Genomic DNA, 25148 nt, shown 5'->3' with positions numbered 1-25148 from the left:
CGGCATGACGGTGGCGGTACGGGTGATCCCGTGTCTGGACGTGGACGCCGGTCGGGTGGTCAAGGGGGTCAACTTCCTCGACCTGCGCGACGCCGGCGACCCGGTGGAGCTCGCGGCGGCGTACGACCGGGCCGGCGCGGACGAGCTGACCTTCCTCGACGTCACCGCCTCCGCCAGCGACCGGGGGACCATGCTCGACGTGGTCCGCCGCACCGCCGAGTCGGTGTTCATCCCGCTGACCGTCGGCGGCGGCGTACGCCAGGTCGCCGACGTCGACACGCTGCTGCGCGCCGGCGCCGACAAGGTCGGCGTGAACACCGCCGCGATCGCCCGGCCGGAGCTGATCGCCGAGATCGCCGACCGGTTCGGCCGCCAGGTGCTGGTGCTCTCGCTCGACGTCCGACGCGCGCCTGCCGGCACCACCCCGAGCGGCTTCGAGGTGACCACCCACGGCGGTCGCCGGGGCACCGGGATCGACGCCGTCGAGTGGGCGCGGCGCGGCGCGGAGCTCGGCGCGGGGGAGATCCTGCTGAACTCGATGGACGCCGACGGCACCAAGGCCGGCTTCGACCTGGCGCTGATCCAGGCGGTCCGCGCGGTGGTCGACGTGCCGGTGATCGCCAGCGGCGGCGCCGGCGAGGTGGCGCACTTCCCGCCGGCGATCGGCGCGGGCGCGGACGCCGTGCTGGCGGCCAGCGTCTTCCACTTCGGCGAGCTGACCGTCGGCCAGGTCAAGGACGCCCTGCGCGGAGCCGGCCACCCGGTCCGCTGACCACCAGGGTTCGGGCCGGGGTCAGCCGCGGCCGGAGTGGCCCTCGGGGGAGCGGCGCGGGGCGGGGATCGAGCGGACCGCGTACTCCTGGACGGCGGCGGCGTGGTCGTCCTCGGCGAGGCTCCAGTCGGTGGTGCCCGGGGTGTGCCGACGGCTCAGCACCCCCTGCACGGTGTCCACCGTGGTCGCCACCCCGGCGCTGGGCCGGGTGCGCCAGAGCCGTTCCCCGTCCGGCGTGAGCCGGAACCAGCCGTCCGAGACGCTGACCAGCCCGGCGCCGGCCAGCCGGCGGACCGCGCCCTCCACCTCGTGCCGTTCGGGGATGGACTGGTTGAGGTGGTCGGCGGTGGAGAGCACGTCAGCCAGGCGCACGCCCTCGGGCCGCCGCGTCGAGGCCGACCGACGGTGTCGGCCGGCGCCGCTCGCGATGACCAGTGAGACGAAGATCCACGCGTCGGTCCAGCGCCATCCGTTCTCCCCCATGCACGAATGATGCCCGGCGCCGACGGCGGAGAAAACACCCGGTTTTCCACTGGCGCATCACCGCAGCTCACCGCGGGTCCGGGCGATCCCATCCGGTGGCGGTCGGTGGGCCACCGGTGGCCGTGCGTGTCCGGGGGCCGCGATCGGGGCGCGGCAGGGGCCGGGCCGGGGGAGCGGTCAGGCCGCCTCGGTGGCCGGGCCGGTCGTGCAGACCGCCGGGTCCGGGGTGGACCGCGCCGGCTCCGGCCGGGGGGCCACCGCGAAGAGCGGGATGAACACCTGGGCCAGCGGGCCGATGGCGAGCGCGTAGGCGACGGTGCCGAGTCCGACGGTGCCGCCGAGCAGCCAGCCCAGCGCCAGCACCGTCACCTCGATGACCGTGCGGACCAGCCGGACGGACCGGCCCGGGCGGCGGGCGACGTACCCGGTCATCAGGCCGTCGCGCGGGCCGGGGCCGAGCTGCGCGCCGAGGTAGAGGCCGGTGGCGGCGCCGTTGGCCACGATGCCGACGACCAGCAGGCCGATCCGGATCGGCAGCGGTCCGCCGGATGGCAGCACCGCGAGGGTGGCGTCCACCACCAGGCCGATGACCACGACGTTGCTGACCGTGCCCAGGCCGGGGCGCTGCCGCAGCGGGATCCAGAGCAGCAGGACGAGGGCGCCGACCCCGATGGTGACCGTGCCGAAGGAGAGCCCGGTCTGCCCGGCGAGGCCCTGGTGGAACACGTCCCAGGGGTCCAGGCCCAGTCCGGACCGGATCATCAGCGCCATGCTGACCCCGTAGAGGGCGAGCCCGACGTAGAGCTGGCTCAGCCGCCGGGTCGGCCGGTACCGGAGATTGCCAATCGCTGCCATGCATGCCACCCTAGGGGCCAATCTCGGCACTTCAAGGAGCCAATTTGGGAGGGGTGGCCATGACGAGTCAGGTGCGTGGCACCCAATTGGCCCGGCTGCTCGGTCAGTGGCACGCGCTGCCCGGCCGTCGGCGCAGCCCGGACTACGCCGCGCTCGCCGCCGCGGTCCGCGGCCTGCTCGCCGACGGCCGGCTCCCCCTGGGGGTACGCCTGCCAGCCGAGCGGGAGCTGGCCGAGGCGCTGCGGATCAGCCGGACCACGGTCACCGCCGCGTACCGGGAGCTGCGGGAGACCGGCCACCTGGCCAGCCGGCGGGGCGCCGGCAGCTGGACCATGCTCCCGGGCACCCACCGGGTGGCCAGCACCGGCCTCTGGACCCCGCTGGACGACCGGGACATGATCGACCTCGGCGTCGCCGCGCTGGCCGCGCCCGCCCAGCTCGTCCCGGCCGCCCGGGCCGCCGCCGAGGACCTGCCGCGCTACCTGAGCGGGGCCGGCTACCACCCGACCGGGATCATCGAGCTGCGCGAGGCGGTCGCCCGGTCGTACACCGAGCGGGGCCTGCCCACCAGCCCCGAGCAGATCATGGTCACCAGCGGCACCCAGCACGCGCTGGACCTGGTGCTGCGGCTGGCGCTGTCGCCCGGCGGCGGGGTGCTGGTCGAGTCCCCGACCTACCCCAACGCCCTCGCGGCGCTCGCCGCCCGCCGGGCCCGGATCACCACCCACGGGCTGGCCGCCGACGGCGCGGGCTGGGACGCCGACCTGCTGCTCGGCAGCATCCGGCAGACCCGGCCGAAGCTGGCGTACCTGATCCCGGAGTTCCAGAACCCGACCGGCCACCTGATGGCGGCCGAGCTGCGCGAGCGGGTGGTCGGCGCCGCCCACGCCGCCGGCACCGACCTGGTCATCGACGAGTCCTTCGTGGACCTGCCGCTGGACGGCACCGAGCTGCCCCCGCCGACCGCCACCTTCGACCGGCACTCCCGGGTCATCTCCATCGGCGGGATGAGCAAGCCCTACTGGGGTGGCCTGCGGATCGGCTGGGTCCGCGCCTCCGCCCCGCAGGTGCAGCGGCTGGCCGCCGCCCGGGTCGGGGTCGACATGGCCAGCCCGGTGCTCGACCAGCTCGTCGCGGTGCACCTGCTGGCCGACGCCCCGGCCATCGTGGCCGCCCGCCAGAGCCAGCTCACCACCCAGCGCGACGCGCTGATCGGCGCGATGGCCGAGCGGCTGCCCGACTGGCGGGTCACCGTCCCGCGCGGCGGCGTGACGCTCTGGGCCGAGCTGGACGGCCCGATCTCCAGCGCCCTGGCCCGGGCCGCCGAGGAGGTCGGCGTACGACTGGCGCCCGGCCCCCGGTTCGGCCTGGACGGCACCCTCGAACGGTTCCTGCGGCTGCCCTTCACGCTGCCGGCCGCCGACCTGGTGGAGGCGGTGGGCCGGCTCGCCGCGGTCCGCTACGACCTGGACCGCGCCGGCCGCCCGCAGTGGCGGGAGCCCTCCGTCATCGCGTGAGGCCGGCCACGCCCCGGCGGCGCACCGGACCTTCGGGGACACCGGTGGTCCGGGCCGGCTGCGAGACTGTGCGCCGTGACGGACGGGACGCGGCGCGCGCCGCGGATGCGGGTGATGACCGAGGGCGCCACGGTCACGCCGTTGGAGCTCTTCTTCGACCTGGTCTTCGTCTACGCGCTCACCCAGGTGACCGCGCTGATGGCGACCGACCTCACCTGGCGCGGGCTGGGCCGGGGCATGCTGGTGCTGGCCCTGCTCTGGTGGTGCTGGTGCTGCTACGCCTGGCTCGGCAACACCGTACGGGCCGACGAGGGCGTGGTCCGGGTGGCCCTCTTCGCGGTCATGGCCACCATGTTCGTGGTCGCGGTGACCATCCCCGAGGCCTTCGTGGACCTGCCCGGTGGCCTCTCCGGCCCGGCGGTCTTCGCCGCCTGCTACCTGGTCGTCCGGGTGCTGCACCTGGTGATCTACTGGCACGCCGCGCGGGGTGACGACGGACTGCGCCGCCAGGTGCTGCGCGCGGCGCCGCCGATGCTCGGCGGGGCGACCCTGCTCTTCGCCGCCGCGCTGCTGCCCCAGCAGCTCAGCGAGGACCCGCAGCGGGTCGGCACCATCCGCACCCTGCTCTGGGTGCTCGCCCTCGCCATCGACTACGGCGGCATCATGGCCATCGGCGCCCGGGGCTGGCGGATCTTCTCCGCCGCGCACTGGACCGAACGGCACGGTCTGATCATCATCGTGGCGCTCGGCGAGTCTCTCGTCGCGATCGGCGTCGGGGTCACCGCGCTCCCGATCTCCTGGCCGATCATCGTCGCCTCGGCGTTCGGCATCGCGGTCGCCGCGTCGCTGTGGTGGGCGTACTTCGACGTGGTGGCGATCGCCGCCGAGCGGGTGCTGCACCGGGCCCAGGGTGCCGAACGGGCCGCGCTGGGCCGGGACTCCTACACCTACCTGCACCTGCCGATGGTCGCCGGGATCATCCTGCTCGCCCTCGGCTTCAAGAAGGTCCTCTCGTACGTCGGGGACGACAGCCACCACCGGCTGACCGACCCGCTGCACGGCCTTGGCCTGCTCGCCCTCTACGGCGGGGTGATCCTCTACCTGCTCGGGCACCTGGGCTTCCGGCTCCGCAACATGGGCTCGGTCAACTGGCCCCGGGTGGCGGCGGCGGGCCTGCTGGTGGTGCTGCTGCCGGTCGCCGACCACCTGCCCGCGCTGGCCGCCCTCGGGCTGCTCGCCCTGGTCTGCGCCGGCATGGTCGCCGCCGAGGTGGTGCTCTTCGGCGAGGCCCGCCGGGCGCTGCGGGACGCCTTCCTCGACGAGCACGGCGCGGGCGCGCCGCCCGGCCGCTAGGCCTCCGATCCGGTACGGATCGGCGGATCGGGGCCAGTGTCGGCCCGGCCGCTGCTGGCGACGGTGGCGGTGCTCGCCTTGGTCGCCCCGGTGGCCGCCCGGCTGCCGGAGCTGGCGGCGGTGGCGCTGCTGGCGTTGCTCTGCCTCGCCACCACGGTGGCCGAGACCGTCAATGAGGACGGGCGGCGGCGGCAGATCCGCCAGCTCGCGCTGGAGGAGCAGATCGCCGCCGAGGTGGAGCAGAGCCGGTGGCGCCAGCGCCACCTGTGACCGTCCGACGAACCGGCGGCCGTGCCCCGGGACGGAGGGGCACGGCCGCCGGCCGCTACGGGTGGATCAGAGCTCGGCGAGCGTCCCGGCGTACATCTTGTCGATCTCGGCGGCGAAGTTGCTCTCCACACCCCGGCGCTTGATCTTCAGCGACGGGGTGATCTCGCCGTGCTCGATCGTCAGGTCGCGGGGGAGGATGGCCACCTTCTTGATCGTCTCCCAGCGGTTGAGCTTGGCGTTCAGTTCGGCCACGTACCCGTCGACCATCGCCTGCGCCTCCGGGGAGGCGACGACCTCCGCGTACTCCTTGCCCTCCAGCGGGCCGCCGGCCGCCCAGCCCTTGATCGCGTCGGGGTCGAGGGTGACCAGCATGGTGCAGTAGTTGCGGGCCTGGCCGATGACGATCGCCTGCGAGGTGTACGGGCAGATCGCCTTGAACATGCCCTCGATGTGCGACGGCGCGATGTACTTCCCGCCGGAGGTCTTGACCAGATCCTTCTTCCGGTCGGTGATCCGCAGGTAGCCGTCGTCGTCCAGGCTGCCGATGTCGCCGGTACGGAAGAAGCCGTCCTCGGTGAACGCCGCGGCAGTCTCCTCGGGCAGGTTGTGGTAGCCGCGCATCACCGGCGTGCCCCGGACCAGGATCTCGCCGTCGGTGTCGATCTTGCACTCCAGGTCGCCCATCGCGTTGCCGACGGTGCCGATCCGCAGCCCGTCCGGCGGGTTCACGAAGTTGCCCGCGCTGGTCTCGGTGAGGCCGTACCCCTCGGAGATGGGCAGGTTCGCGGCGGCGAAGAAGGTGGCGATCTCCGGGCTCAGCGGGGCCGCGCCGGAGACCAGCACCCGGATCCGGCCGCCGAGCCGGGCCTGGAGCTTGCTGAACACCAGCTTCTCGGCCAGCGCGTACTTCAGCTTCAGCCCGGCCGGAACCGGCTTGCCGGCCTGCTCCAGGGCGACCTTCTCCTTGCCGGTGCGCACCCCCCAGGCGAAGATCTTGGCCTTCGCGCCGCCGGCGGTCTGGGCCGTGGTGACCGCCTTGTTGTAGACCTTCTCGAAGACCCGGGGCGCGCCGCACATCAGCGTCGGCTTGACCACGGCGAGCAGGTCGACCAGCTTGTCCACCCGGCCGTCGACGTAGGTTGGCAGGCCGACGTGGGTGGCGCCGCAGAGCAGGGTCTTGCCGAACGAGTGGGACAGCGGCAGCCACAGGTACTGCAGGTCGTCGTCGCGCAGCAGGCCCATCTCGGCCTGCGCCACGCCCTCCCAGCACCAGCCGCCGTGCAGCAGTTCGACCCCCTTGGGCCGTCCGGTGGTGCCCGAGGTGTAGATCAGGGTGGCCAGGTGCTCCGGGCCGATGCCGGCGACCAGCATGTCGATCAGGTCCGGCTCGGCCTCGAGGGTCCGCGCCCCGCGCTCCTCCAGCTCGGCCAGGGTGAGCTGGGGAACGGCGGCGGCCGGGTCGGGGTCGCCGTCGAAGAGCACCACGTGGGTCAGCGCCGGCAGCTCGGCGCCGGCGATCTTCGCGGCCTGGGCCGGGTTCTCGGCGAAGAGCACCCGGGACCCGGAGTCGGCGATGATGTAGGTCGCGTCCTCGGGCTCGGTGGTCGGGTAGACCGTGGTGGTCGCGCCGCCCGCGCACATGATGCCGAAGTCGGCGATCACCCAGTCCAGCCGGGTGTTGGCCAGGATCGCCACCGGATCCTCCAGGCCGACGCCGAGTCCGTGCAGCCCGGCGGCGACCGCCCTGGCGCGCCGGCCGACCTGCTCCCAGCTCAGCCAGACCGGTCCCGAGTCGTCGGCTGCGGGATGGGCGAAGGCGTGGCGGTCGGGGGTCGCCGCCACGCGCTTGAGGAACATGTCGGGGATCGAACGGTACGGTACATCGAGAGCCATCGCTGTAGCCGCCTTCAGAGGGTGGAGAGACGTGACGGGGGTCACGTCATTCTGCGGTTACCGAAGAGTATTGCCTGCACGGGGGCAGCGGCTAGCCCCCATCCCGCGGCGGCCGGCGTCCCGCGACGTGGAAGGCCGGATCAGGCGTACCGGGAGACGGCGAGCGACCAGTCGTAGGTGGCCCGGATCCAGTTCCGGCGGGTGACCAGGAAGGCCTGGACCGACTCGTCCCCGGTGCCCGTCAGCGCGGCCTCCCGCTCGGCGTACGCGGCCAGGCCCTCGTTGAACCGCGCCGCCGCCGCCCGCAGCGCCGCCTCCTCGCCCTGCCCGGCCTCCCCGGCGATCGTGGTCACCAGGTTGTGCACGTCCGGCGCGCTGCTCAGCTCCTTGCCGTAGGAGAAGAGGTCGTTGCACCAGCAGACCAGGTCCGCGGCGAGGCCGTCCAGCGCGGCCAGCGCCGGGTCGGCCCGCCGGCCCGCACCGGGCAGACCGTCGTACGCCAGGTCGGTGAGGGTGAAGCTGGGTCGGGCCCCGCCGGTGTGCCGGCGCATCTGCACGTACTCGGCCACCCCGGGCACCCGGCGGTGCTCCCGGTTCGCCGCCTCCCAGAGCAGCGCAAGCAGGTACTCCCGGAGCTGGCTGATCAGCCGCAGCAGCAGCGTCGGCCGGTGCAGGGCGCGGGCCCGCCGGCAGAGGTCGTCCAGCCCGACGCCGAGCGGCCCGGCCGCCACCGGCCGCGGCGCCGCCGGATCACCGTGCCCGTCCAGCACCTCCAGCAGCTCCGCCACGGTGGGCGCGAGCCGGGTGGGGCTGGCACCGAGCCCGTCCTCGTCGCAGGCGTCGTCCATCACGAACAACCAGGAGATCAGGTCGGTCAGCAGCCGCAACCGGTCGACCGGCGCATCCGGGCAGGCCCGGCCGGCCAGCTCCGCCGCACCGGCTCCGCGCAACCGGCGCAGGCCGGCCGCCGTGGCCACCAGGCCGAGGTCGCGCGCCCATCCGGTGCTCTCCCCGGCGACCAGCTCGACGGCCGCGTGCCGGCGTGCCGGGAAGGGAGGTTCGCGCAGTGCCGAGACCGCGAAGCTCCGCATCCGTGCCCCCTGCCCGCCACTCCCGGTCGGGGCGGCGGGCAGCAGCGTACGGGAGCATCAATCGGCGCCGGTCGCTGGGTCGAGGTCGGCTCACATTGCCTGGTGACCGTTCCCGCACACCCGGTCAGAAGCCCAGGCTGGCCGCCCGCAGCCGGTCGGCCGGGGTGGCCGGCCCGTCGATCTGCACCCGGGACACCCGCTGCCGGCCGGAGAGGAAGAGGGCCAGCTCTCCCGGCGCGCCCACCAGCCGCAGCCGCTCCCCGCCCCGGCCGACGGTGAGCTCACCGAACCCGGGCGCCTGGACGAGCAGGTCGGCGGGGAACCGGCGCAACGCCACCCGGGCCAGCATGGCGGCCCGCTTCCAGAGCACCGCCGACAGGCCGGCCGGCAGATCCCGGGGCAGCCAGCCGGGGCGGGCCCGCCGCACGTCCTCATGGTGGATGAAGAACTCCATCGTGTTCGCCAGCTCGTCGGTGAGCGGGTTGCTCACCGGGCTCCAGGCCGGTGGGCGGCGTACCTGCGCCACCAGCTCCGGGTACGGGCGGGCGGCGACCCGGCGGCGGACCGCCTCGGCGTACCGGCGCAGCGGCGGCAGCAGGATGCCCGCGGCGGCGTCCGGCCGGCGCTCCCGGACGATCAGGTGCGCGGCGAGATCCCGCGTGCCCCACCCCTCGTTGACCGTCGGCGCGTCCGGTCCCAGGTCCAGCAGCAGGTCGGCGAGCGCCTCGCGCTCCGATCGGGCGTACCGCGGCATGGCCCGATCGTAGGGCCCCGGCGGCGTCCCGGCGCGCCCGGCGCGACGCGGCACTGCCGCGCCCGGCGTCGAGGTGACCGACCGCGACGCCGACCGCCCTGGTCGGCGCCCCGTCGCCGGGGGAGTGACGCTGGACATATCCGCCCGGCTCGGCGGAGCTGGCACGGACCGGTAAGGATGAGGGAGATAATTGCGGCTTACGGCGGGGGAGAGCGTGGCGAGCGGGACAAGTCGGGACGTCCTCGGCAGAGGGCTGTGGGTCCTCGGCCGGGCCATCCGGGAACAGCCGCGGATCTTCACGGTCGCGGTGACCGGGAGCGTGCTCTTCGGCCTCATGGTGATCGCCAGCGCGTTCGTGGTCGGCCGGGTGGTCGGCGACGTCGTGGTGCCCGCGATCGCCCGCGGCTCGGTCGGCGCGGGGGTGCTCGCTCTGGCCGCCGCGTCGCTGTTCGGGATCAGCGTGCTGCGGGTGGTCGGGATCTTCGGCCGCCGGCTCGGCGCCGGCTACATGCAGTTCCGGCTCCAGGCCGCATACCGCCGCCGGGTCACCCGGCGCTACCTGGACCTGCCGCTGTCCTGGCACCACCGCAACGCCACCGGCACGCTGCTCTCCAACGCCAACTCCGACGTGGAGGCGGCGTGGTATCCCATCGCGCCGCTGCCGTTCGCGGTCGGCACCCTGGTCATGCTGATCGGCGCCATCGTCTCGCTCTTCCTCACCGACTGGGCGCTCGCCCTGGTCGGCCTCGCCGTCTTCCCCGCGCTCTTCGCGCTCAACGTGGTCTACTCGCGGCGGATGGCGCCCCGCCAGGCCCGGGCCCAGCGGCTGCGCGCCGAGGTCAGCGGCATCGCCCACGAGAGCTTCGACGGCGCCCTGGTGGTCAAGACGATGGGCCGGGAGGCGCAGGAGACGGCGCGTTTCGCGTCCCGCGCCGGCGAGCTGCGCGACGCGCTGATCTCCGTCGGCCGGCTGCGCGGCATCTTCGACCCGATGCTGGAGACCCTGCCCAGCCTCGGCACCCTCGCCGTGCTGGTGGTCGGCGCGGTCCGGCTCCGGCAGGGCGCGATCAGCGTCGCCGAGCTGGTCAGCGTCGCCTTCCTCTTCACCGTGCTGGCCTTCCCGGTCCGGGCCATCGGCTGGGTGCTGGCCGAGCTGCCGCGCAGCGTCGCCGGCTGGGACCGGGTGCGCCGGGTGCTCGACGCCACCGGCGAGATGCCGTACGGCGACACCGTCCTCGATCCGGCCGCCCCGACGCCGGCCACGCTCGCCTTCCACGACGTGCACTTCGGCTACGAGCCGGCGGAGGCGCACCTGCCCGGCGCCGAGGTGCTCGGCGAGGTGAGCTTCACCGTGCCGGCCGGGAAGACCGTCGCCCTGGTCGGGCCGACCGGCGCCGGCAAGTCGACCATCGCGTCGCTCGCGGTCCGGCTGGTCGACCCGCGCGCCGGCACCGTCACGCTGGACGGCGTCGACGTCCGGGACCTCACCGCCGCCTCGCTCGCCTCGACGATCGCCCTGGTCGCCCAGGTGCCGTTCGTCTTCGACGACACGGTCCGGGCCAACATCACCCTCGACCGGCCGGGCATCGGCGACGACGAGGTGTGGGCGGCGCTGCGGCTGGCCGAGGCCGACGGGTTCGTCGCCGCCCTGCCCGACGGGTTGGACACCATGGTCGGCGAGCGGGGCACCTCGCTCTCCGGCGGCCAGCGGCAGCGGCTCACCCTGGCCCGCGCGCTCGCCGGCCGGCCCCGGCTGCTGGTGCTCGACGACGCCACCAGCGCGGTCGACCCGCGGGTCGAGGCGGCCATCCTGGCCGGCCTGCGCGCTCCGACCGGCGGCTCGGGCGCCGCCGCGTCGATCCTGGTGGTCGCGTACCGGCGGGCCACCATCGCCCTCGCCGACGAGGTGATCTACCTGGAGCAGGGGCGGGTCCTGGCCCGGGGCACCCACCCCGAGCTGCTGGCCACCGTCCCCGGCTACGCCGACCTGGTCACCGCGTACGAGCAGGCGGAGCACGACCGCGAGCAGCCCCGGACGTACGACGAGGTCACCCCGTTGACCTCCGGCCTGGAAGTCGAGGTTGACCGGTGAGTACCACCACCAAGGAGCCGGAGCAGGAGGCCGAGTCGACCTGGCGGACGCTGCGGCGGGGGCTGGCGCTCTCCCCGGAGCTGAAGACCGGGCTGGCCGGCACCGTGGCGCTGGCGCTGGCCTACATGATCGGGCGGGTCGCCGTCCCGGTCGCCGTCCAGCGCGGCATCGACCACGGCATCGTCGGCGGCCTGGACCTCGGCGTGGTGTGGCGGGTGGTCGCCGTCACCGCGGCCGTGTTGGTGATCACCACCACCTGCGGTTACCTGATGATGCGGCGGCTCTTCACGGTCAGCGAGACCGCCCTGGCCGGGGTGCGGACCCGGGCGTTCCGGCACGTGCACGACCTGTCCATGCTGCACCAGCAGTCCGAGCGGCGGGGCTCGCTGGTGTCCCGAGTGACCAGCGACGTCGACCAGATCACCACGTTCCTCCAGTGGGGCGGCGTGATCCTGATCGTCAACCTCGGTCAGCTGGTGGTCACCACGATCGTCATGCTGGCGTACTCCTGGCAGCTCACCCTGGTGGTGCTCGCCGCGTTCGCTCCGGCGGTGCTGGTGATCCGGCTGCTGCAGCGCCGCCTCGCCGGCGCGTACGGCCTGGTCCGGCAGCGGATGGGCACGCTGCTCGGCACCATCGCGGAGAGCGTGGTGGGGGCTCCGGTGATCCGGGCGTACGGGATCGCCGGGCGGACGGCCCGGCGGCTGGACACGGCGATCGAGGGGCAGCGGCAGGCCCAGCAGCGGGCCATCCGGATCAGCATCGTGGGCAGCTCGGTGGGGGAGCTGGCGGCCGGCCTGGCGCTGGCCGGCGTGGTCGTCGTCGGGGTGACCCTGGGCGTCGACCGCACCCTGTCGATCGGTCAGCTGACCGCGTTCCTGTTCCTGGTGACGCTCTTCATCCAGCCGGTGCAGATCGCCACCGAGGTGCTCAACGAGGCGCAGAACGCGATCGCCGGCTGGCGCCGGGTGCTGGACGTGCTGGACGTCGCCCCGGACGTGGCCGACCCGGGCACGCAGGGGCGGGAGCTGCCGCCCGGCCCGCTGGACATCCGCTTCGCCGGGGTGACCTTCGCCTACCCGGGCGGCCCGCCGGTGCTGCACGACGTCCGCCTCGAGATCCCGGCGAAGAGCCGGGTGGCCGTGGTCGGCGAGACCGGCAGCGGCAAGACGACCTTCGCCAAGCTGCTCACCCGGCTGATGGACCCGACCGCCGGCGAGGTGCTGCTCTCCGGGGTGCCGCTGCGGCAGGTCCGGTTCGACTCGCTGCGCTCGCGGGTGGTGATGGTGCCGCAGGACGGCTTCCTCTTCGACGCCACCGTCGGGGAGAACGTCCGCTTCGCCCGGCCCGAGCTGACCGACGAGCAGCTGACCGCCGCCTTCACCGAGCTGGGCCTGGCCGACTGGCTGGACGGGCTGCCGGCGGGGCTGGACACCCCGGTCGGCGAGCGCGGCGAGGCGCTCAGCGTGGGGGAGCGGCAGCTCGTCGCACTCGCCCGGGCGTACGTCGCCGACCCCGACCTGCTGGTGCTCGACGAGGCGACCAGCGCGGTCGACCCGGCCACCGAGGTACGCCTCCAGCGCACCCTGGACGCGGTCACCCGCGGCCGGACCACGCTGGCCATCGCCCACCGACTCTCCACCGCGCAGGCCGCGGACGAGGTGATCGTGGTGGACCGGGGCCGCGTCGTGCAGCGCGGCCCGCACGACGAGCTGGTCCGGGACCCCGAGTCGATCTACGGGCTGCTCTACGCCTCCTGGCTGGAGCAGACCCGGTAGGAGAGGCCTCCCGCCGGCGCCGGCCCGCATCCGGCGCCGGCGGCGCTGCCGGCAGGTCCCCGGGCTGCGCCGCCGCTGCGGTCACCGTGCCTGACGGCAGCTCGTAGCCCGCGGCCGGTCAGGCGGAGAGGTCGCCGGTGAGGTAGCGCTGCACGGTCGGGCCGATCGCGGCGGCCAGGGTCTCCGGGTCGGCGGAGGCGACCGGCTCCAGTCGGACGACGTAGCGGGTCATCGCCAGCCCGAGCATCTGGGTGGCCACCAGCGAGCCGCGCAGCGGCAGCTCGGCCGGGTCGATGTCGAGGTGGTCGAGCACCCGGCGGAACACCTGGGTGACCAGGAACTCGCGCATCAGGCGGGCGGTCCACTCGTTGTTGACCGCCGACCGGAGCAGGGCGACCGCCGGCGCTCCGGCCGGGGAGTCCCAGACCCCGAGGAACGTCCGGACCAGCCGCTGGCCGACCCCGTCCGGGCCGCCGGCCAGCACGCGCGGCAGCAGCTCCGCCGGGTCGATCGGCACGTTCATGGTGGTCCGGAAGAGCTCCTCCTTGGTGCCGAAGTAGTGGTGCACCAGGGCCGGGTCGACCCCGGCGGCAGAGGCGATGCCCCGGATCGAGGCGGCGTCGAAGCCACGCTCGGCGAAGGCCGCCCGGGCCGCCGTGAGGATCGCCTCCCGGGTGTCCGGGTTGCCGGGCCGCCGGCCGGTCCGGCGGGCCATCATTCGCTGCGCCGCCGCAGGGTGGCCGCGGCGAGCACCAGGGCCGCCACCGCCGCGCCGGCCACCACCGCCAGGTCCCGCCACATGGTGGCGGTCGGGTCGACGTGCCGGCCGACCTCCTGCAGGGCCTCGACCGAGTACGACAGGGGGAGCACGTCGCTGACCGCCTGGAGCCAGCCGGCCATCTCGCCGCGGGGCACGAACAGCCCGCAGAGCAGCAGCTGCGGCACCGCCACGACCGGCAGGAACTGCACCGCCTGGAACTCGGTGCGGGCGAAGGCGCTGCAGAACAGTCCCAGGGCCACCGCCAGCACGGCGTTGACGACCGAGATCAGCACCACCAACCCGATGCTGCCGGCGGTGTCCAGGTCGAACACCCAGTACGCGACCGCCGAGGCGATGGTCGCCTGGAACGCGCCGGCGAGCCCGAACGCGATGCCGTAGCCGAAGAGCAGGTCGAGCTTGCCCAGCGGGGTGGTGAGCAGCCGCTCCAGGGTGCCGGTGGTGCGCTCGCGCAACATGGCGATGCTGGTCACCAGGAACATGATGATGAACGGGAAGAAGCCCAGCATGATCAGCGCCACCCGGTCGAAGACCGCGGGCTGCCCCGGCGGGGTGGGCTGGTCGACGTACATGAAGTAGACCAGGGTGAGCAGCACGGTGGGCAGCACCACCAGCAGGGCGACGGTGCGCCGGTCGTGACCGAGCTGGCGCAGGATGCGGCCGGTCGTCGCGGCCAGGATCCGGGGATTCATGACTGCTCCTCCCGTCCGGCGTGCCGCTGGCCCGCCTCGTTCGCCCTGATCAGTCGCAGGAAGGCTTCTTCCAGGTCGTTGACGCCGGTGGCGGCGCGGACCGCGTCCGGGGTGTCGTCGGCGATCAGCCGGCCCTCCCGGATGAGCAGCAGCCGGTCGCAGCGGGCCGCCTCGTCCATCACGTGGCTCGACACCAGCAGCGTCGTCCCGGCCGCGGCCATTTCATGGAACCGGGCCCACAGGTCGGCCCGGAGCACCGGGTCCTGGCCGACGGTCGGCTCGTCGAGGACGACCAGCTCGGGATCGCCGACCAGGGCGCAGGCCAGCGAGGCCCGGCTGCGCTGACCGCCGGAGAGGGTGCCGACGAGCTGACCGGCGGCGTCGGCGAGCCCGACGTCGGCGACCGCCCGGTCGGCCTCGGCGTGGCCGCGGCCGTGCAGGGCGGCGAAGTAGCGGGCGTTCTCCCGCACGGTCAGGTCGGCGTAGACGCTGGGCGCCTGGGTCAGGTAGCCGACCCGGCGGCGCAGCTCCGGCACCCCGGCCGGCCGGCCGAGAACGGTGACCGTGCCCGACCTGACGGTCTGCACCCCGACCAGCGCCCGCATCAGCGTGGTCTTGCCGCTGCCGCTCGGCCCGAGCAGCCCGGTGACCGTGCCGCGGGGCACCGCGCAGCTGATGCCCTGGAGCACCCGCCTGCGTCCCCGGTCGACGACCAGGTCACGGACCACCACCGCATCCTCCATCGCCCGCCTCCAAAACTCATCATCCGTTGAACTCAACGGTAGATGAATTGTCCGCCCACGCGCAACGGTTGACTTCGAGTGCCCTCCAACTGGAAGCCTGGGGGCGTGGACATCAGCACGCGGGAAATGAGCCTCACCGTCGGTGAGGCGGCGGAACGGGTCGGCCTGACCACCTACACGCTGCGCTGGTACGAGCAGGAGGGGCTGGTCGCCCCGGTCGGCCGGGACTCCGCCGGCCGGCGGCGCTACACCGAGGGCGACGTCAACTGGTTGTTCCTGCTCACCCGGCTGCGTCGGACCGGGATGCCGGTCCGGGACATGCGCCGCTACGCCGAGCTGGCCCGCCAGGGCGACCGGACGCTGGGCGCCCGGCGGGCGCTCTTCGAGGCGCACCGGGCCCGGGTGCTGGCCCGGATGGCCGAACTGGAGGAGGACCTGAAGGTGCTCGACTACAAGATCGACGCGTACCGCAGGGCGGAGGAGGAGAGCGCATGATCCGGCGACGAGTGGGTGCCACCGGGCCCGAGGTCTCGGCGATCGGCCTGGGCTGCATGGGGATGAGCTTCGCGTACGGCCCGGGGGACGACGCCGAGTCGACGCGGACCCTGCACCGCGCCCTCGACCTCGGCGTCAACCATCTGGACACCGCCGACATGTACGGCTTCGGCGCGAACGAGCGGCTGCTCGCCCCGGTGGTGCGGTCCCGCCGGGACGAGGTCTTCCTGGCCACCAAGTTCGGCAACCGCACCACCGGCGACAGCTTCGGCGGCACCGGCACCCCGGGCGCCTTCGTGGACAGCAGCGCCGCCTGGACCCGGGAGGCCTGCGACGCGTCGCTGAGCCGGCTCGGGGTGGCGAGCATCGACCTGTACTACCTGCACCGGCGCAACCCGGAGACCCCGATCGAGGAGACCGTCGGGGCGATGGCCGACCTCGTGGCGGCCGGCAAGATCCGGCTGATCGGGCTCTCCGAGGTCAGCCCGGCGACCCTGCGGGCCGCGCACGCGGTGCACCCGATCTCCGCGGTGCAGATGGAGTACTCGCTGTTCAGCCGGGACGTCGAGGGCGAGATGCTGGCGACCTGCCGGGAGCTGGGCGTGTCGCTGGTGGCGTACTCGCCGGTCGGGCGGGGGCTGCTCACCGGGGCGATCACGGGTCGCGACCAGCTCGCCGAGGACGACTGGCGGAAGACCGTGCCGCGGTTCGCCGAGGGCAACCTCGACGCCAACCTGCGCCTGGTCGAGGCGGTCCGGGCGGTGGCGGGGGAGATCGGCTGCACGCCCGCCCAGGCGGCGCTCGCCTGGCTGCTGGCCCAGGGCGAGGACATCCTGCCGATCCCGGGCACCAAGCGGGTCCGCCACCTGGAGGAGAACGCGGCGGCGGCCGACATCAAGCTCACTCCGGAGCAGCAGGCCCGGCTCCGCGACGCGGTGCCGGCCGGGGCGGTGGTCGGGGAAAGGTACACCGCGGCAGGAATGCGAACCGTCGGGCACTAGCCCCGCCACCGGACACCAGCCGGCCGTCGCGCCCTCCGCGCCCGGTGGTCGGGACGCGGCGCCGGTCCCGGCGCCGCGTGCGGGACAATGGGTCACTGTGCCCGCCTCTGACGCGCCGCTGACCGGCGCTCCCGCCACGTCCGGCGAACCCGCGGCCCCCGGCCCGGTCCGCCCGTCCCGGCTCGACCCGGCCGTCGCCGCCCGGTTGCGCCGTACCCCCGACGGCCTGGTCGCCGCGGTGGTGCGCCAGCACGACACGGGCGAGGTGCTGATGGTCGCCTGGATGGACGACGAGGCGCTGCACCGCACCCTCACCACCGGCCGGGCCACCTACTGGTCGCGCAGCCGGCAGGAGTACTGGGTCAAGGGCGCCACCTCCGGCCACCACCAGCACGTCCGCTCGGTCGCGCTGGACTGCGACGGCGACGCCCTGCTGGTGAGCGTCGACCAGGTCGGCGCGGCCTGCCACACCGGGCACCGGACCTGCTTCTTCACCGAACTGCCGGTGACCGCCCCGGAGGCGACCTCATGACCGACGGTGCGGTCAGCCCGGACGAGGCCACCTTCACCGACCTGGCGGCCCGCTGGCGGGTCGTCCCGGTCACCCGGCGGCTGCTCGCCGACGCGGAGACCCCGGTCGGGGTCTACCGCAAGCTCGCCGGCGGCCCCGGCACCTTCCTGCTGGAGTCGGCCGAGCAGGGCGTCGGCTCGGCCGGGATGGCCTGGTCCCGGTACTCCTTCATCGGCGTCCGCAGCAGCGCCACGCTGACCGAGCGGGACGGCGCCGCGGTCTGGACCGGCGAGCCGCCGGCCGGCCTGCCCGTCGACGGCGACCCGGTGCGGGTACTGCGGGAGACCGTCGCGGCCCTCGCCGGGCCGGCCTGGGACCCGGCCAGCGGCATGCCGCCGCTGACCGGCGGCATGGTGGGCTATCTCGGGTACGACCTGGTCCGCCGCTTCGAGCGGTTGCCCGAGCTGACCGAGGACGACCTCGGCGTGCCCGAGCTGGGCATGATGCTCGCCACCGACCTGGTGGTGCTCGACCACTACGACGGCTCGGCGATCCTGGTCGCCAACGCGATCCTGCCGCCGGCGGACGCGCCGGACCGGGCGCCGCTGGTCGCGGCGGCGTACCACCACGCCGTGGGGCGGCTCGACGCGATGACCACCGCGCTGTCCCGACCGATTCCGCCCATGATCTCGACGGTCGACCGGCCGCCCGCGGGCGAGGTGGTCAGCCGCACCCCGGACGGCGGCTACCCGAAGGCGGTGGAGGGGGCGAAGGAGGCGATCCGGGCCGGCGAGTGCTTCCAGATCGTGCTCGCCCAGCGCTTCGAGCGGGAGACCCACGCCGACCCGCTGGACGTCTACCGGGTGCTCCGCACCACCAACCCCAGCCCGTACATGTACCTGCTGCGCTTCGACGGCTTCGACATCGTCGGCTCCTCGCCGGAGGCGCACCTGAAGGTCAGCACCGGCGCGAACGGCCGGCGGCGGGCGCTGCTGCACCCGATCGCCGGCACCCGCCCGCGCGGCGGCACCCCGGAGGCCGACGCCCGGCTCGCCGCCGAGCTGCTCGCCGACCCGAAGGAACGCTCCGAGCACGTGATGCTGGTCGACCTGGGCCGCAACGACCTGGGCCGGGTCTGCCGGCCCGGCACCGTCGAGGTGCCGGAGTTCGCCACCATCGAGCGGTACAGCCACGTCATGCACATCGTCTCCACCGTGGTGGGGGAGCTGCGGGAGGACCGGACGGCCTTCGACGCGCTCGCCGCGACCTTCCCGGCCGGCACCCTCTCCGGCGCGCCGAAGGTGCGGGCCATGGAGATCATCGAGGAGCTGGAACCGGTGCGGCGGGGACTCTACGGCGGCACGGTCGGCTACTTCGGCTTCGGCGGCGACCTGGACATGGCGATCGCCATCCGCACCGCGCTGATCCGCGACGGGCGGGCGTACGTCCAGGCCGGGGCGGGCGTGGTGGCCGATTCCGATCCCGCCGCCGAGGACCAGGAGACCCGGAACAAGGCCGCCGCGGTGCTCGCCGCGATCGCCGCCGCCGAGACCCTCCGGCCGGCCCGATGAGCGCCGCGCCCGAACCCGCCGCCGACCACCCGTCGGCCACCGCTCCGGCCGGCCCGCCGGTCGCGCGGCGGCGGCGCGAGCTGACGTACGCGGTGCTGCTCTGCCTGGCCGGGGCGGGCCTGGCGTTCTGGGCGGCCACCCGGACCTGGTCGGTCGAGCTGACCGCCCGCGGGTCGTTGCCGCCGTCCCGGCACGCCCGCAGCGGCGCGGACCTGCTGCCGTGGGTCTCCGCGCTGGCGCTGGTCGCGCTGGCCGGTGGCGGCGCGGTGCTCGCCACCCGGGGTCGGGTCCGGCGCCTGCTGGGCGGACTGCTGACCCTGCTCGGCCTGGCCGTGGCGGCCGGCGGCGGGTACGGCCTGACGGCCGACTTCGGCGGCGGGGTCAGCCGGCAGTGGCCGGCGCTCTGCCTGCTCGGCGGGCTGGTCGCCGCGGCCGGCGGGCTGGTCACCGCGCTGCGGGGTGCGGACTGGCCGGCGATGGGGGCCCGCTACGAGCGGCCGGGTCGGGCGGCGGAGCAGCCGGCGGCGGACGGCCCGGCGGTCGGCCGGGGCACCCGGGACGCCTGGGACGCGCTGGACCGGGGTGAGGACCCGACGGTCAGCTGACCGACTGCGGGTGGCGCACCTCGCGGCGGTCCCGCGCGGCGGCCCGGGCGGCGGCCAGCTCGGCGACCAGGCGGTCCAGCTCCCGACGCTGCTCGGCGCGGGCCCGGTCGGCGCAGACCGCCTCCCACGCGTTGCCGCGGGCGGTCCGCATCCGGCCGTCGCCGACCACCGCCCGTTCCAGGGTGTGCACCACGCCGACGGCGAGCGAGGCGACGGTCCGGGAGATGGTGGTCAGTCCGATGGTCGGGCTCGGCCCGTTGGTGCTCATGGTCACCCCGCACGAGATCGTTGGCGAAGGTTGGCGGACGCCTCATCGAGTCTGCCCGAGGAGGATGCTGCCCGGCTCAGGTTTCGCGGCCGTGACGGCCAGGTCAACTGTGCCTTCGGGGGGACGACCTGGACAGGGCCGTTCGTCCTTGAGCTTGGTCACAACATCGACCGGCATCGTCGTCCTGCGCCCCGGGTCCGGCCATGGTGAGATGGAGCATGGGCGGCGATCTATGGGCGGTCGACGAGGGCTCAGGGGCGGAGGTGACGCCGGTCGATGGGCACCGTGGCGCTACGTGACATTCCGTTCACCGGAAGTCCGGCATCATGCCACAGCCCATCTCGTGAGGAGCGCCATACCCCCGGCACTCGTGGCCAGGTGGCGCCCCCTAGCATCGGCCCATGACACCCGGAGAGGGGAGTCCGTTGGTGACTGCTGAGCATGCGCACGCGGAGGGGGACGAGGCCGGGTCGGCGGCGTCCGTAAGCGTGCTCGACGAGATCCTGGCCGGCGTCCGGGAGGACGTGGCCCGACGGCAGGAGCAGGTTCCGCTGGAGCGGATCCGGGAGCTCGCCGCCGCCGCGCCGCCGCCGCTGGACGCGTACGCGGCCCTGCGCCGGCCCGGGGTGGCCGTGATCGCCGAGGTGAAGCGCTCGTCGCCGTCCAAGGGGCGGCTGGCGGAGATCGCCGACCCGGCCGACCTGGCCGGCGACTACGCCGCCGGTGGCGCCCGGGCGATCAGCGTACTGACCGAGGGCCGCTGGTTCGGCGGGTCGCTCGACGACCTGGCCGCCGTGCGGGCCGCGGTGAACGTCCCGGTGCTCCGCAAGGACTTCGTGGTCTCCAGCTACCAGGTGCACGAGGCGCGGGCCCACGGCGCCGACCTGGTACTGCTGCTCGTCGCCGCGCTCGAGCAGAACGCGCTCGTCGGGCTGCTGGAGCGGATCGAGTCGCTCGGAATGACCGCGCTGGTCGAGGTGCACACCGAGGAGGAGGCCGACCGGGCCCTGGAGGCCGGCGCGCAGGTGATCGGGGTCAACGCCCGTGACCTGCGTACCCTGGAGGTCGACCGCTCGGTGTTCGAGCGGATCGCGCCCGGCCTGCCCAGCAGCGTCGTCAAGATCGCCGAGTCCGGCGTGCGCGGCCCGCACGACCTCATCCGGTACGCCTCGGCGGGTGCCGACGCGGTCCTGGTCGGCGAGGGCCTGGTCACCCAGAAGAGCCCCCGCGAGGCGGTCGCCGAGCTGGTCAACGCCGGCAACCACCCGGCCACGCCCCGCCCGGTGCGCTGACCCGCGCCGGGGAGAGTCCGCAGCGAGAGGAAGCCCGCGATGAGCGCCAACGCGTCGGCCCCGGCCGGCCAGGTCCCCGACGCCGCCGGCCACTTCGGTCGGTTCGGCGGCCGGTTCGTGCCGGAGGCGCTGGTCGCGGCCCTCGACGAGCTGGACGCGGCGTACCGGAAGGCGATGACCGACGAGGCGTTCCTCGCCGAGTTCGACGCCCTGCTGCGCGACTACGCCGGCACCCCGTCGCTGCTCTACTCCGCCGAGCGGTTCTCCGCCAAGGCGGGGGCGCGGATCCTGCTCAAGCGGGAGGACCTGAACCACACCGGCGCGCACAAGGTGCGCAACGTGCTCGGCCAGGCGCTGCTCACCAAGCGGATGGGCAAGAAGCGGGTGATCGCGGAGACCGGCGCCGGCCAGCACGGCGTGGCCACCGCCACCGTCGCCGCCCTGTTCGACCTCGAGTGCGTGGTCTACATGGGCGAGGTGGACACCCAGCGGCAGGCGCTGAACGTGGCCCGGATGCGGATGCTCGGCGCCACCGTCGTCCCGGTCACCACCGGCTCGCGGACCCTCAAGGACGCGATGAACGAGGCGATGCGGGACTGGGTCGCCAACGTCGACGACACCCACTACCTGATCGGCACCGCCGCCGGCCCGCACCCGTTCCCGGAGATGGTCCGGGACTTCGTGCGGGGCATCGGCGCGGAGGCCCGCCAGCAGTGCCTGGACCTGACCGGCGCGCTGCCCGACGCGGTCGCGGCCTGCGTCGGTGGCGGTTCCAACGCGCTCGGCATCTTCCACGCGTTCGTGCCCGACACCGACGTCCGGCTGTACGGCTTCGAGGCCGGCGGCGAGGGCGTGGAGACCGGCCGGCACGCGGCCAGCATCACCGGCGGCAGCTCCGGTGTGCTGCACGGCACCCGGACGTACGTGCTCCAGAACGAGGACGGCCAGACCATCGAGTCGCACTCGATCTCGGCCGGGCTGGACTACCCGGGCGTCGGTCCGGAGCACGCCTGGCTGCACGACAGCGGCCGGGCCAGCTACGCGCCGGTGACCGACACCGAGGCGATGGCCGCGTTCGAGCTGCTCTGCCGGACGGAGGGGATCATCCCGGCGATCGAGAGCGCGCACGCGCTGGCCGGCGCGCTGAAGATCGCCCCGACGCTCGCCGCCGAGCTGGGCCGGGAGCCGGTCATCGTGGTCAACCTCTCCGGCCGGGGCGACAAGGACGTGCACACCGCCAGCGAGTACTTCGGCATCCTCGACAAGGAGTGACAGCGTGAGCCGCATCGGGGTCGCCTTCGACAAGGCCCGCGCCGACGGGCGGGCCGTGCTGGTCGGCTGCATGCCGGCCGGGTTCCCCACCGTCGAGGGCAGCATCGCCGCGATGACCGCGATGGTCGAGGCGGGCGTGGACGTCATCGAGGTGGAGATCCCGTACTCCGACCCGGTGATGGACGGCCCGGTGATCCAGAAGGCCAGCGACATCGCCCTGGCCGGCGGGGTGCGCACCGCGGACACCCTGCGCATCGTCGAGGCGGTCGCCGCCACCGGCGCGCCGGTGGTCACCATGACCTACTGGAACCCGATCGAGCAGTACGGCGTGGACGCCTTCGCCCGCGACCTCGCCGCCGCCGGCGGCACCGGCCTGATCACCCCGGACCTGATCCCGGACGAGGCCGACGAGTGGCTGGCCGCCTCCGACGCGTACGGCCTGGACCGGACGTTCCTGGTCTCCCCGTCCTCCACCGACGCGCGGCTGAAGATGACCGTGGAGCACTGCCGGGGCTTCGTCTACGCCACCGCGATCATGGGCGTCACCGGTGCCCGCGCGCAGACCTCCGACGCCGCGCCGATCCTGGTCTCCCGGCTGCGCGAGGTCACCGGCCTGCCGGTCGGCGTGGGGCTGGGCGTGGGCACCGGCGCGCAGGCCGGCACGGTCGCCGGATACGCCGACGGCGTCATCGTCGGCAGCGCGCTGGTCCGCTGCCTGCTCGACGCGCCGGACCAGGCCGCCGGCCTGGCCGCGCTGCGTACGCTCAGCGCCGAGCTGGCCGAGGGCGTCCGCACCCCGCTCCGCTGAACCGCGGCCTTGGACGGGCGGGCGTGGCGTGCCGCTTCCGTGCGCCCGGTCGGGCCCTGCTTCGTCCCCCCGCGCCCCGACGCCGGTATTCGCTGACGGAGGCTACGAAGCTGATGTCGCAGATGACTCAGCCCGGCCGGCGCCGCCAGGCTTTGCCGCGAGCCGAGGCCACTCCTTGCGGGTAAGTGTGCGGATCCTGAACGGACGGCGAGGCGGCTGCCCCGTGAATCATTTGCGACATCAGCTTCGTAGGGGGCGCCGGGCCCAGGCGACGGCGCCGGCGCGGGCGGTGACGGCGCGGGCGGCGACGGCGCGGGCGGCGACGGCTCAGCGTCGGGCGATCGGGGTGTCGTCCGGCTCGGCCCGTTGCCCGGGCGCGACGAGGTCCCCGCCCGGGCCGCGCGCGCCGGGATCTCCGCCGGCCCCGACGGCGGACGGGCCGGCCGCTGGTCGGGCCGGCTCCCGCCCGGCGTCCCGCAGCACCCCAGAGCGGCCGGCCAGCGCGTCGGCGACGGCCGCCCGGGTGATCGGGGTGACGGCGTCCGGCAGCTCGGCCGGGGCGTGCCAGCCCAGGTGGCAGCCGCCCACCGGGTCTCCGGTCGGCGTCCCCCCGGTCACCCGGGCGCGGAAGACGTGCACCAGCACGTCCGGTAACGGCCCGCACCGGCCCGCGGCGGGGGGCGGAGCGCCCGGGTCGCCGAGCCGGTAGAGGCCCACCAGGTCGACGACCCGGATCTCCCAGCCGGTCTCGGCGCGGATGTTCCGGAGCACCGCCGCGGCGGGGCTCTCGTCCCGGCGCAGCCGCCCGCCGGGCAGCCCCCAGCGGCGCTCGCCCCGGCCCTGCCGGCAGAGCAGCACCCGACCGGCGTCGTCGCTGACGACCGCCGCGACCGCCCAGGTGAGCGCGCTCATGGACAAAGAGCCTACGACCGCGCAAACCAGAAGTCAGCCGGCCGGCGAAGCCGATCGGACCGGGGTGCCGCGGAGCCGGCCCGCACCGGTAGCGTGTGCACCCGTGACCCACGCCCCGATGACCCCCCTGGCGGCCCTGCCCAGCCCCAGCACCGCCGTCTGGCAGCTCGGACCGGTTCCGATCCGGGCGTACGCCCTCTGCATCATCGTCGGCATCGTGGTGGCCTGCCTGGTCACCGAGCGTCGGCTGCGCCAGCGCGGCGTCGCACCGGGCGCGGTGCTCGACATCGCCGTCTGGGCGGTGCCCACCGGCATCATCGGCGCCCGGATCTACCACGTCATCACCTCGCCGGAGAAGTACTTCGGCGCCGACGGGCAGCCGCTCAAGGCGTTCGCCATCTGGGAGGGCGGTCTCGGCATCTGGGGCGCCGTCGCCGGTGGCGCGCTCGGCGCCTGGATCGCCGCCCGGCAGCTCGGCATCCCGTTCGCCGTGGTCGCCGACGCGCTGGCGCCGGGCCTGCCGCTGGCCCAGGCCGTGGGCCGGTTCGGCAACTGGTTCAACAACGAGCTGTACGGCGGCCGAACCTCCCTGCCCTGGGGGCTCGAGGTGCACGTGATGGACCCGGACAACCCCGGGCACGCGCTGCGTGACGACGCCGGCAACGCGGTCCTCCTGCCGGGGCTCTACCACCCGACCTTCCTCTACGAGGCGCTCTGGAACATCGGCGTCGCCGCGCTGGTCCTCGTCCTCGACCGGAAGCTGCGGCTCGGCAAGGGCCGGGCGTTCGCGCTCTACGTGATGGGCTACACCGTGGGCCGGTTCTGGATCGAGCTGATGCGCACCGACGAGGCGAACCACATCCTCGGCCTGCGGCTCAACGTCTGGACCGCGGCGCTGGTCTTCCTCGGCGCGCTGATCTACTTCCTCCGGGTCCGCGGTCCGCGGGAGTACCTCATCCCGGTCGGCACGCCGGCGACGCCGGTCCCGCCGGCGGGCGGCGACGTGTCGCAGGTCGACCTCTCCGCCCGGGAGGCCGGGCCGCGGGCGGTCGCGCCGGAGGGCTACCGGGTGGTCAGCGAGGAGCAGTTCCGCGCGTACCAGGAGACCGGCGCGGTGCCCGACGAGCCGACGGAGACCACGCCCGAGGAGGGGACCGCGGGCGACGGCACGGCCGTCGCGGACCCCGACGACCGGGCCGAGCCGCACGACCGGATCGAGCCGCACGACCGGATCGAGCCGCACGACCGGATCGAGCCGGACGAGCGGACCGAGCCGGACGAGCCGGACGATCGGGCCGGCGCGGCCGGCGCCCGCCCCGCCGACCGGGACAGCTGAGCGGGG

Annotated in this window: 25 protein-coding genes; 15 read left to right on the top strand and 10 right to left on the bottom strand. The window is 74.6% G+C overall.

Annotation, left to right across the window (positions count from 1 at the left end):
* Positions 1–4: 4 nt before the first annotated feature.
* Positions 5–772 carry an imidazole glycerol phosphate synthase subunit HisF gene (gene hisF / locus ACTWO6_RS23895; RefSeq protein WP_446216031.1) on the top strand — a complete coding sequence of 256 codons (768 nt, stop codon included), beginning with the start codon at positions 5–7 and terminating at the stop codon, positions 770–772.
* Positions 773–793: 21 nt separating this feature from the next.
* Here hisF and ACTWO6_RS23890 read toward each other — a convergent pair whose 3' ends face one another.
* Together ACTWO6_RS23890 and yczE are read right to left on the bottom strand one after the other, a co-directional pair.
* Positions 794–1255 (bottom strand): hypothetical protein, encoded by a 462-nt coding sequence (locus ACTWO6_RS23890; RefSeq protein ID WP_446216030.1) that lies wholly within the window; start codon positions 1253–1255, stop codon positions 794–796.
* Between the two features lie 177 nt (positions 1256–1432).
* On the bottom strand, positions 1433–2110 hold the full coding sequence (gene yczE / locus ACTWO6_RS23885; protein WP_446216029.1) for a membrane protein YczE: 678 nt from the start codon (positions 2108–2110) through the stop codon (positions 1433–1435).
* Positions 2111–2169: 59 nt separating this feature from the next.
* On the opposite strand from yczE, the gene yczR reads away from it, so the two are divergent.
* From yczR to ACTWO6_RS23870, 3 genes are all read left to right on the top strand, one after another.
* Positions 2170–3627, top strand: coding sequence for a MocR-like transcription factor YczR (gene yczR, locus ACTWO6_RS23880; protein WP_446216028.1), 1458 nt, complete (start codon positions 2170–2172; stop codon positions 3625–3627).
* A 75-nt stretch (positions 3628–3702) separates the two neighbouring features.
* Positions 3703–4980, top strand: coding sequence for a low temperature requirement protein A (locus tag ACTWO6_RS23875; RefSeq protein ID WP_446216027.1), 1278 nt, complete (start codon positions 3703–3705; stop codon positions 4978–4980).
* A 36-nt stretch (positions 4981–5016) separates the two neighbouring features.
* Positions 5017–5250, top strand: a complete 234-nt coding sequence (locus tag ACTWO6_RS23870) for a hypothetical protein (protein WP_446216026.1) — start codon at positions 5017–5019, stop codon at positions 5248–5250.
* Positions 5251–5316: 66 nt separating this feature from the next.
* Here the strand turns inward: ACTWO6_RS23870 and ACTWO6_RS23865 are convergent, their stop codons facing one another.
* From ACTWO6_RS23865 to ACTWO6_RS23855, 3 genes are all read right to left on the bottom strand, one after another.
* Complete coding sequence (locus tag ACTWO6_RS23865; RefSeq protein ID WP_446216025.1) at positions 5317–7143, bottom strand: AMP-dependent synthetase/ligase; 1827 nt, start codon at positions 7141–7143, stop codon at positions 5317–5319.
* 140 nt (positions 7144–7283) lie between these two features.
* Positions 7284–8234, bottom strand: coding sequence for a terpene synthase family protein (locus ACTWO6_RS23860; protein WP_446216024.1), 951 nt, complete (start codon positions 8232–8234; stop codon positions 7284–7286).
* A 124-nt stretch (positions 8235–8358) separates the two neighbouring features.
* Positions 8359–8988, bottom strand: a complete 630-nt coding sequence (locus ACTWO6_RS23855; protein ID WP_446216023.1) for a TIGR03085 family metal-binding protein — start codon at positions 8986–8988, stop codon at positions 8359–8361.
* A 214-nt stretch (positions 8989–9202) separates the two neighbouring features.
* Here ACTWO6_RS23855 and ACTWO6_RS23850 point away from each other — a divergent pair, with 214 nt between their 5' ends.
* Together ACTWO6_RS23850 and ACTWO6_RS23845 are read left to right on the top strand one after the other, a co-directional pair.
* Positions 9203–11080 (top strand): ABC transporter ATP-binding protein, encoded by a 1878-nt coding sequence (locus tag ACTWO6_RS23850; protein WP_446216022.1) that lies wholly within the window; start codon positions 9203–9205, stop codon positions 11078–11080.
* Positions 11077–12858: an ABC transporter ATP-binding protein gene (locus ACTWO6_RS23845; RefSeq protein WP_446216021.1), complete on the top strand. Its 1782-nt coding sequence runs from the start codon at positions 11077–11079 to the stop codon at positions 12856–12858. Before ACTWO6_RS23850 ends, ACTWO6_RS23845 begins: the two co-directional genes overlap by 4 nt.
* Positions 12859–12976: 118 nt before the next feature.
* On the opposite strand, the gene ACTWO6_RS23840 is transcribed toward ACTWO6_RS23845, so the two are convergent.
* Genes ACTWO6_RS23840 through ACTWO6_RS23830 form a run of 3 tightly spaced genes read right to left on the bottom strand, consistent with a single transcriptional unit; the run spans position 12977 to position 15071 of the window.
* Entirely contained in the window at positions 12977–13573 is a 597-nt protein-coding gene (locus ACTWO6_RS23840; protein WP_446216020.1) for a TetR/AcrR family transcriptional regulator, read from the bottom strand.
* The gene (locus tag ACTWO6_RS23835; protein ID WP_446216019.1) at positions 13573–14328 is read right to left on the bottom strand and encodes an ABC transporter permease; all 756 of its coding nucleotides are present in this window, start codon (positions 14326–14328) and stop codon (positions 13573–13575) included. Before ACTWO6_RS23835 ends, ACTWO6_RS23840 begins: the two co-directional genes overlap by 1 nt.
* Complete coding sequence (locus tag ACTWO6_RS23830; RefSeq protein ID WP_446216018.1) at positions 14325–15071, bottom strand: ABC transporter ATP-binding protein; 747 nt, start codon at positions 15069–15071, stop codon at positions 14325–14327. The genes ACTWO6_RS23835 and ACTWO6_RS23830 overlap by 4 nt, the downstream gene beginning before the upstream one ends.
* Before the next feature lie 105 nt (positions 15072–15176).
* On the opposite strand from ACTWO6_RS23830, the gene ACTWO6_RS23825 reads away from it, so the two are divergent.
* From ACTWO6_RS23825 to ACTWO6_RS23805, 5 genes are all read left to right on the top strand, one after another.
* Positions 15177–15566 carry a MerR family transcriptional regulator gene (locus ACTWO6_RS23825; protein WP_446216017.1) on the top strand — a complete coding sequence of 130 codons (390 nt, stop codon included), beginning with the start codon at positions 15177–15179 and terminating at the stop codon, positions 15564–15566.
* Positions 15563–16567, top strand: coding sequence for an aldo/keto reductase (locus tag ACTWO6_RS23820; protein WP_446216016.1), 1005 nt, complete (start codon positions 15563–15565; stop codon positions 16565–16567). The genes ACTWO6_RS23825 and ACTWO6_RS23820 overlap by 4 nt, the downstream gene beginning before the upstream one ends.
* A gap of 97 nt (positions 16568–16664) precedes the next feature.
* Positions 16665–17099, top strand: coding sequence for a phosphoribosyl-AMP cyclohydrolase (gene hisI, locus ACTWO6_RS23815; protein WP_446216015.1), 435 nt, complete (start codon positions 16665–16667; stop codon positions 17097–17099).
* Positions 17096–18649, top strand: a complete 1554-nt coding sequence (locus ACTWO6_RS23810) for an anthranilate synthase component I (protein ID WP_446216014.1) — start codon at positions 17096–17098, stop codon at positions 18647–18649. Before hisI ends, ACTWO6_RS23810 begins: the two co-directional genes overlap by 4 nt.
* Entirely contained in the window at positions 18646–19254 is a 609-nt protein-coding gene (locus ACTWO6_RS23805; protein ID WP_446216013.1) for a Trp biosynthesis-associated membrane protein, read from the top strand. The genes ACTWO6_RS23810 and ACTWO6_RS23805 overlap by 4 nt, the downstream gene beginning before the upstream one ends.
* Here ACTWO6_RS23805 and ACTWO6_RS23800 read toward each other — a convergent pair.
* Positions 19247–19522: a hypothetical protein gene (locus ACTWO6_RS23800; protein WP_446216012.1), complete on the bottom strand. Its 276-nt coding sequence runs from the start codon at positions 19520–19522 to the stop codon at positions 19247–19249. The two genes, ACTWO6_RS23805 and ACTWO6_RS23800, sit on opposite strands and share 8 nt — an antisense overlap.
* 488 nt (positions 19523–20010) lie before the next feature.
* Here ACTWO6_RS23800 and trpC point away from each other — a divergent pair, with 488 nt between their 5' ends.
* From trpC to trpA, 3 genes are read left to right on the top strand one after another with little or no spacing between them, the layout of a single operon-like run.
* Positions 20011–20814 (top strand): indole-3-glycerol phosphate synthase TrpC, encoded by an 804-nt coding sequence (trpC, locus tag ACTWO6_RS23795; protein WP_446220745.1) that lies wholly within the window; start codon positions 20011–20013, stop codon positions 20812–20814.
* A gap of 39 nt (positions 20815–20853) precedes the next feature.
* On the top strand, positions 20854–22086 hold the full coding sequence (trpB, locus tag ACTWO6_RS23790) for a tryptophan synthase subunit beta (protein WP_446216011.1): 1233 nt from the start codon (positions 20854–20856) through the stop codon (positions 22084–22086).
* A gap of 4 nt (positions 22087–22090) precedes the next feature.
* Positions 22091–22894: a tryptophan synthase subunit alpha gene (gene trpA / locus ACTWO6_RS23785; RefSeq protein ID WP_446216010.1), complete on the top strand. Its 804-nt coding sequence runs from the start codon at positions 22091–22093 to the stop codon at positions 22892–22894.
* Between the two features lie 327 nt (positions 22895–23221).
* Here the strand turns inward: trpA and ACTWO6_RS23780 are convergent, their stop codons facing one another.
* Positions 23222–23806, bottom strand: a complete 585-nt coding sequence (locus ACTWO6_RS23780) for an NUDIX hydrolase (RefSeq protein ID WP_446216009.1) — start codon at positions 23804–23806, stop codon at positions 23222–23224.
* A 103-nt stretch (positions 23807–23909) separates the two neighbouring features.
* Here ACTWO6_RS23780 and lgt point away from each other — a divergent pair, with 103 nt between their 5' ends.
* Positions 23910–25142, top strand: a complete 1233-nt coding sequence (gene lgt, locus ACTWO6_RS23775) for a prolipoprotein diacylglyceryl transferase (protein ID WP_446216008.1) — start codon at positions 23910–23912, stop codon at positions 25140–25142.
* Positions 25143–25148 lie beyond the last annotated feature (6 nt).

This window comes from Micromonospora sp. IBHARD004, from assembly GCF_052814115.1.
The sequence above is the reverse complement of the archived record's forward strand: the minus strand, read 5'-3'. Positions and strand labels throughout refer to the sequence as shown.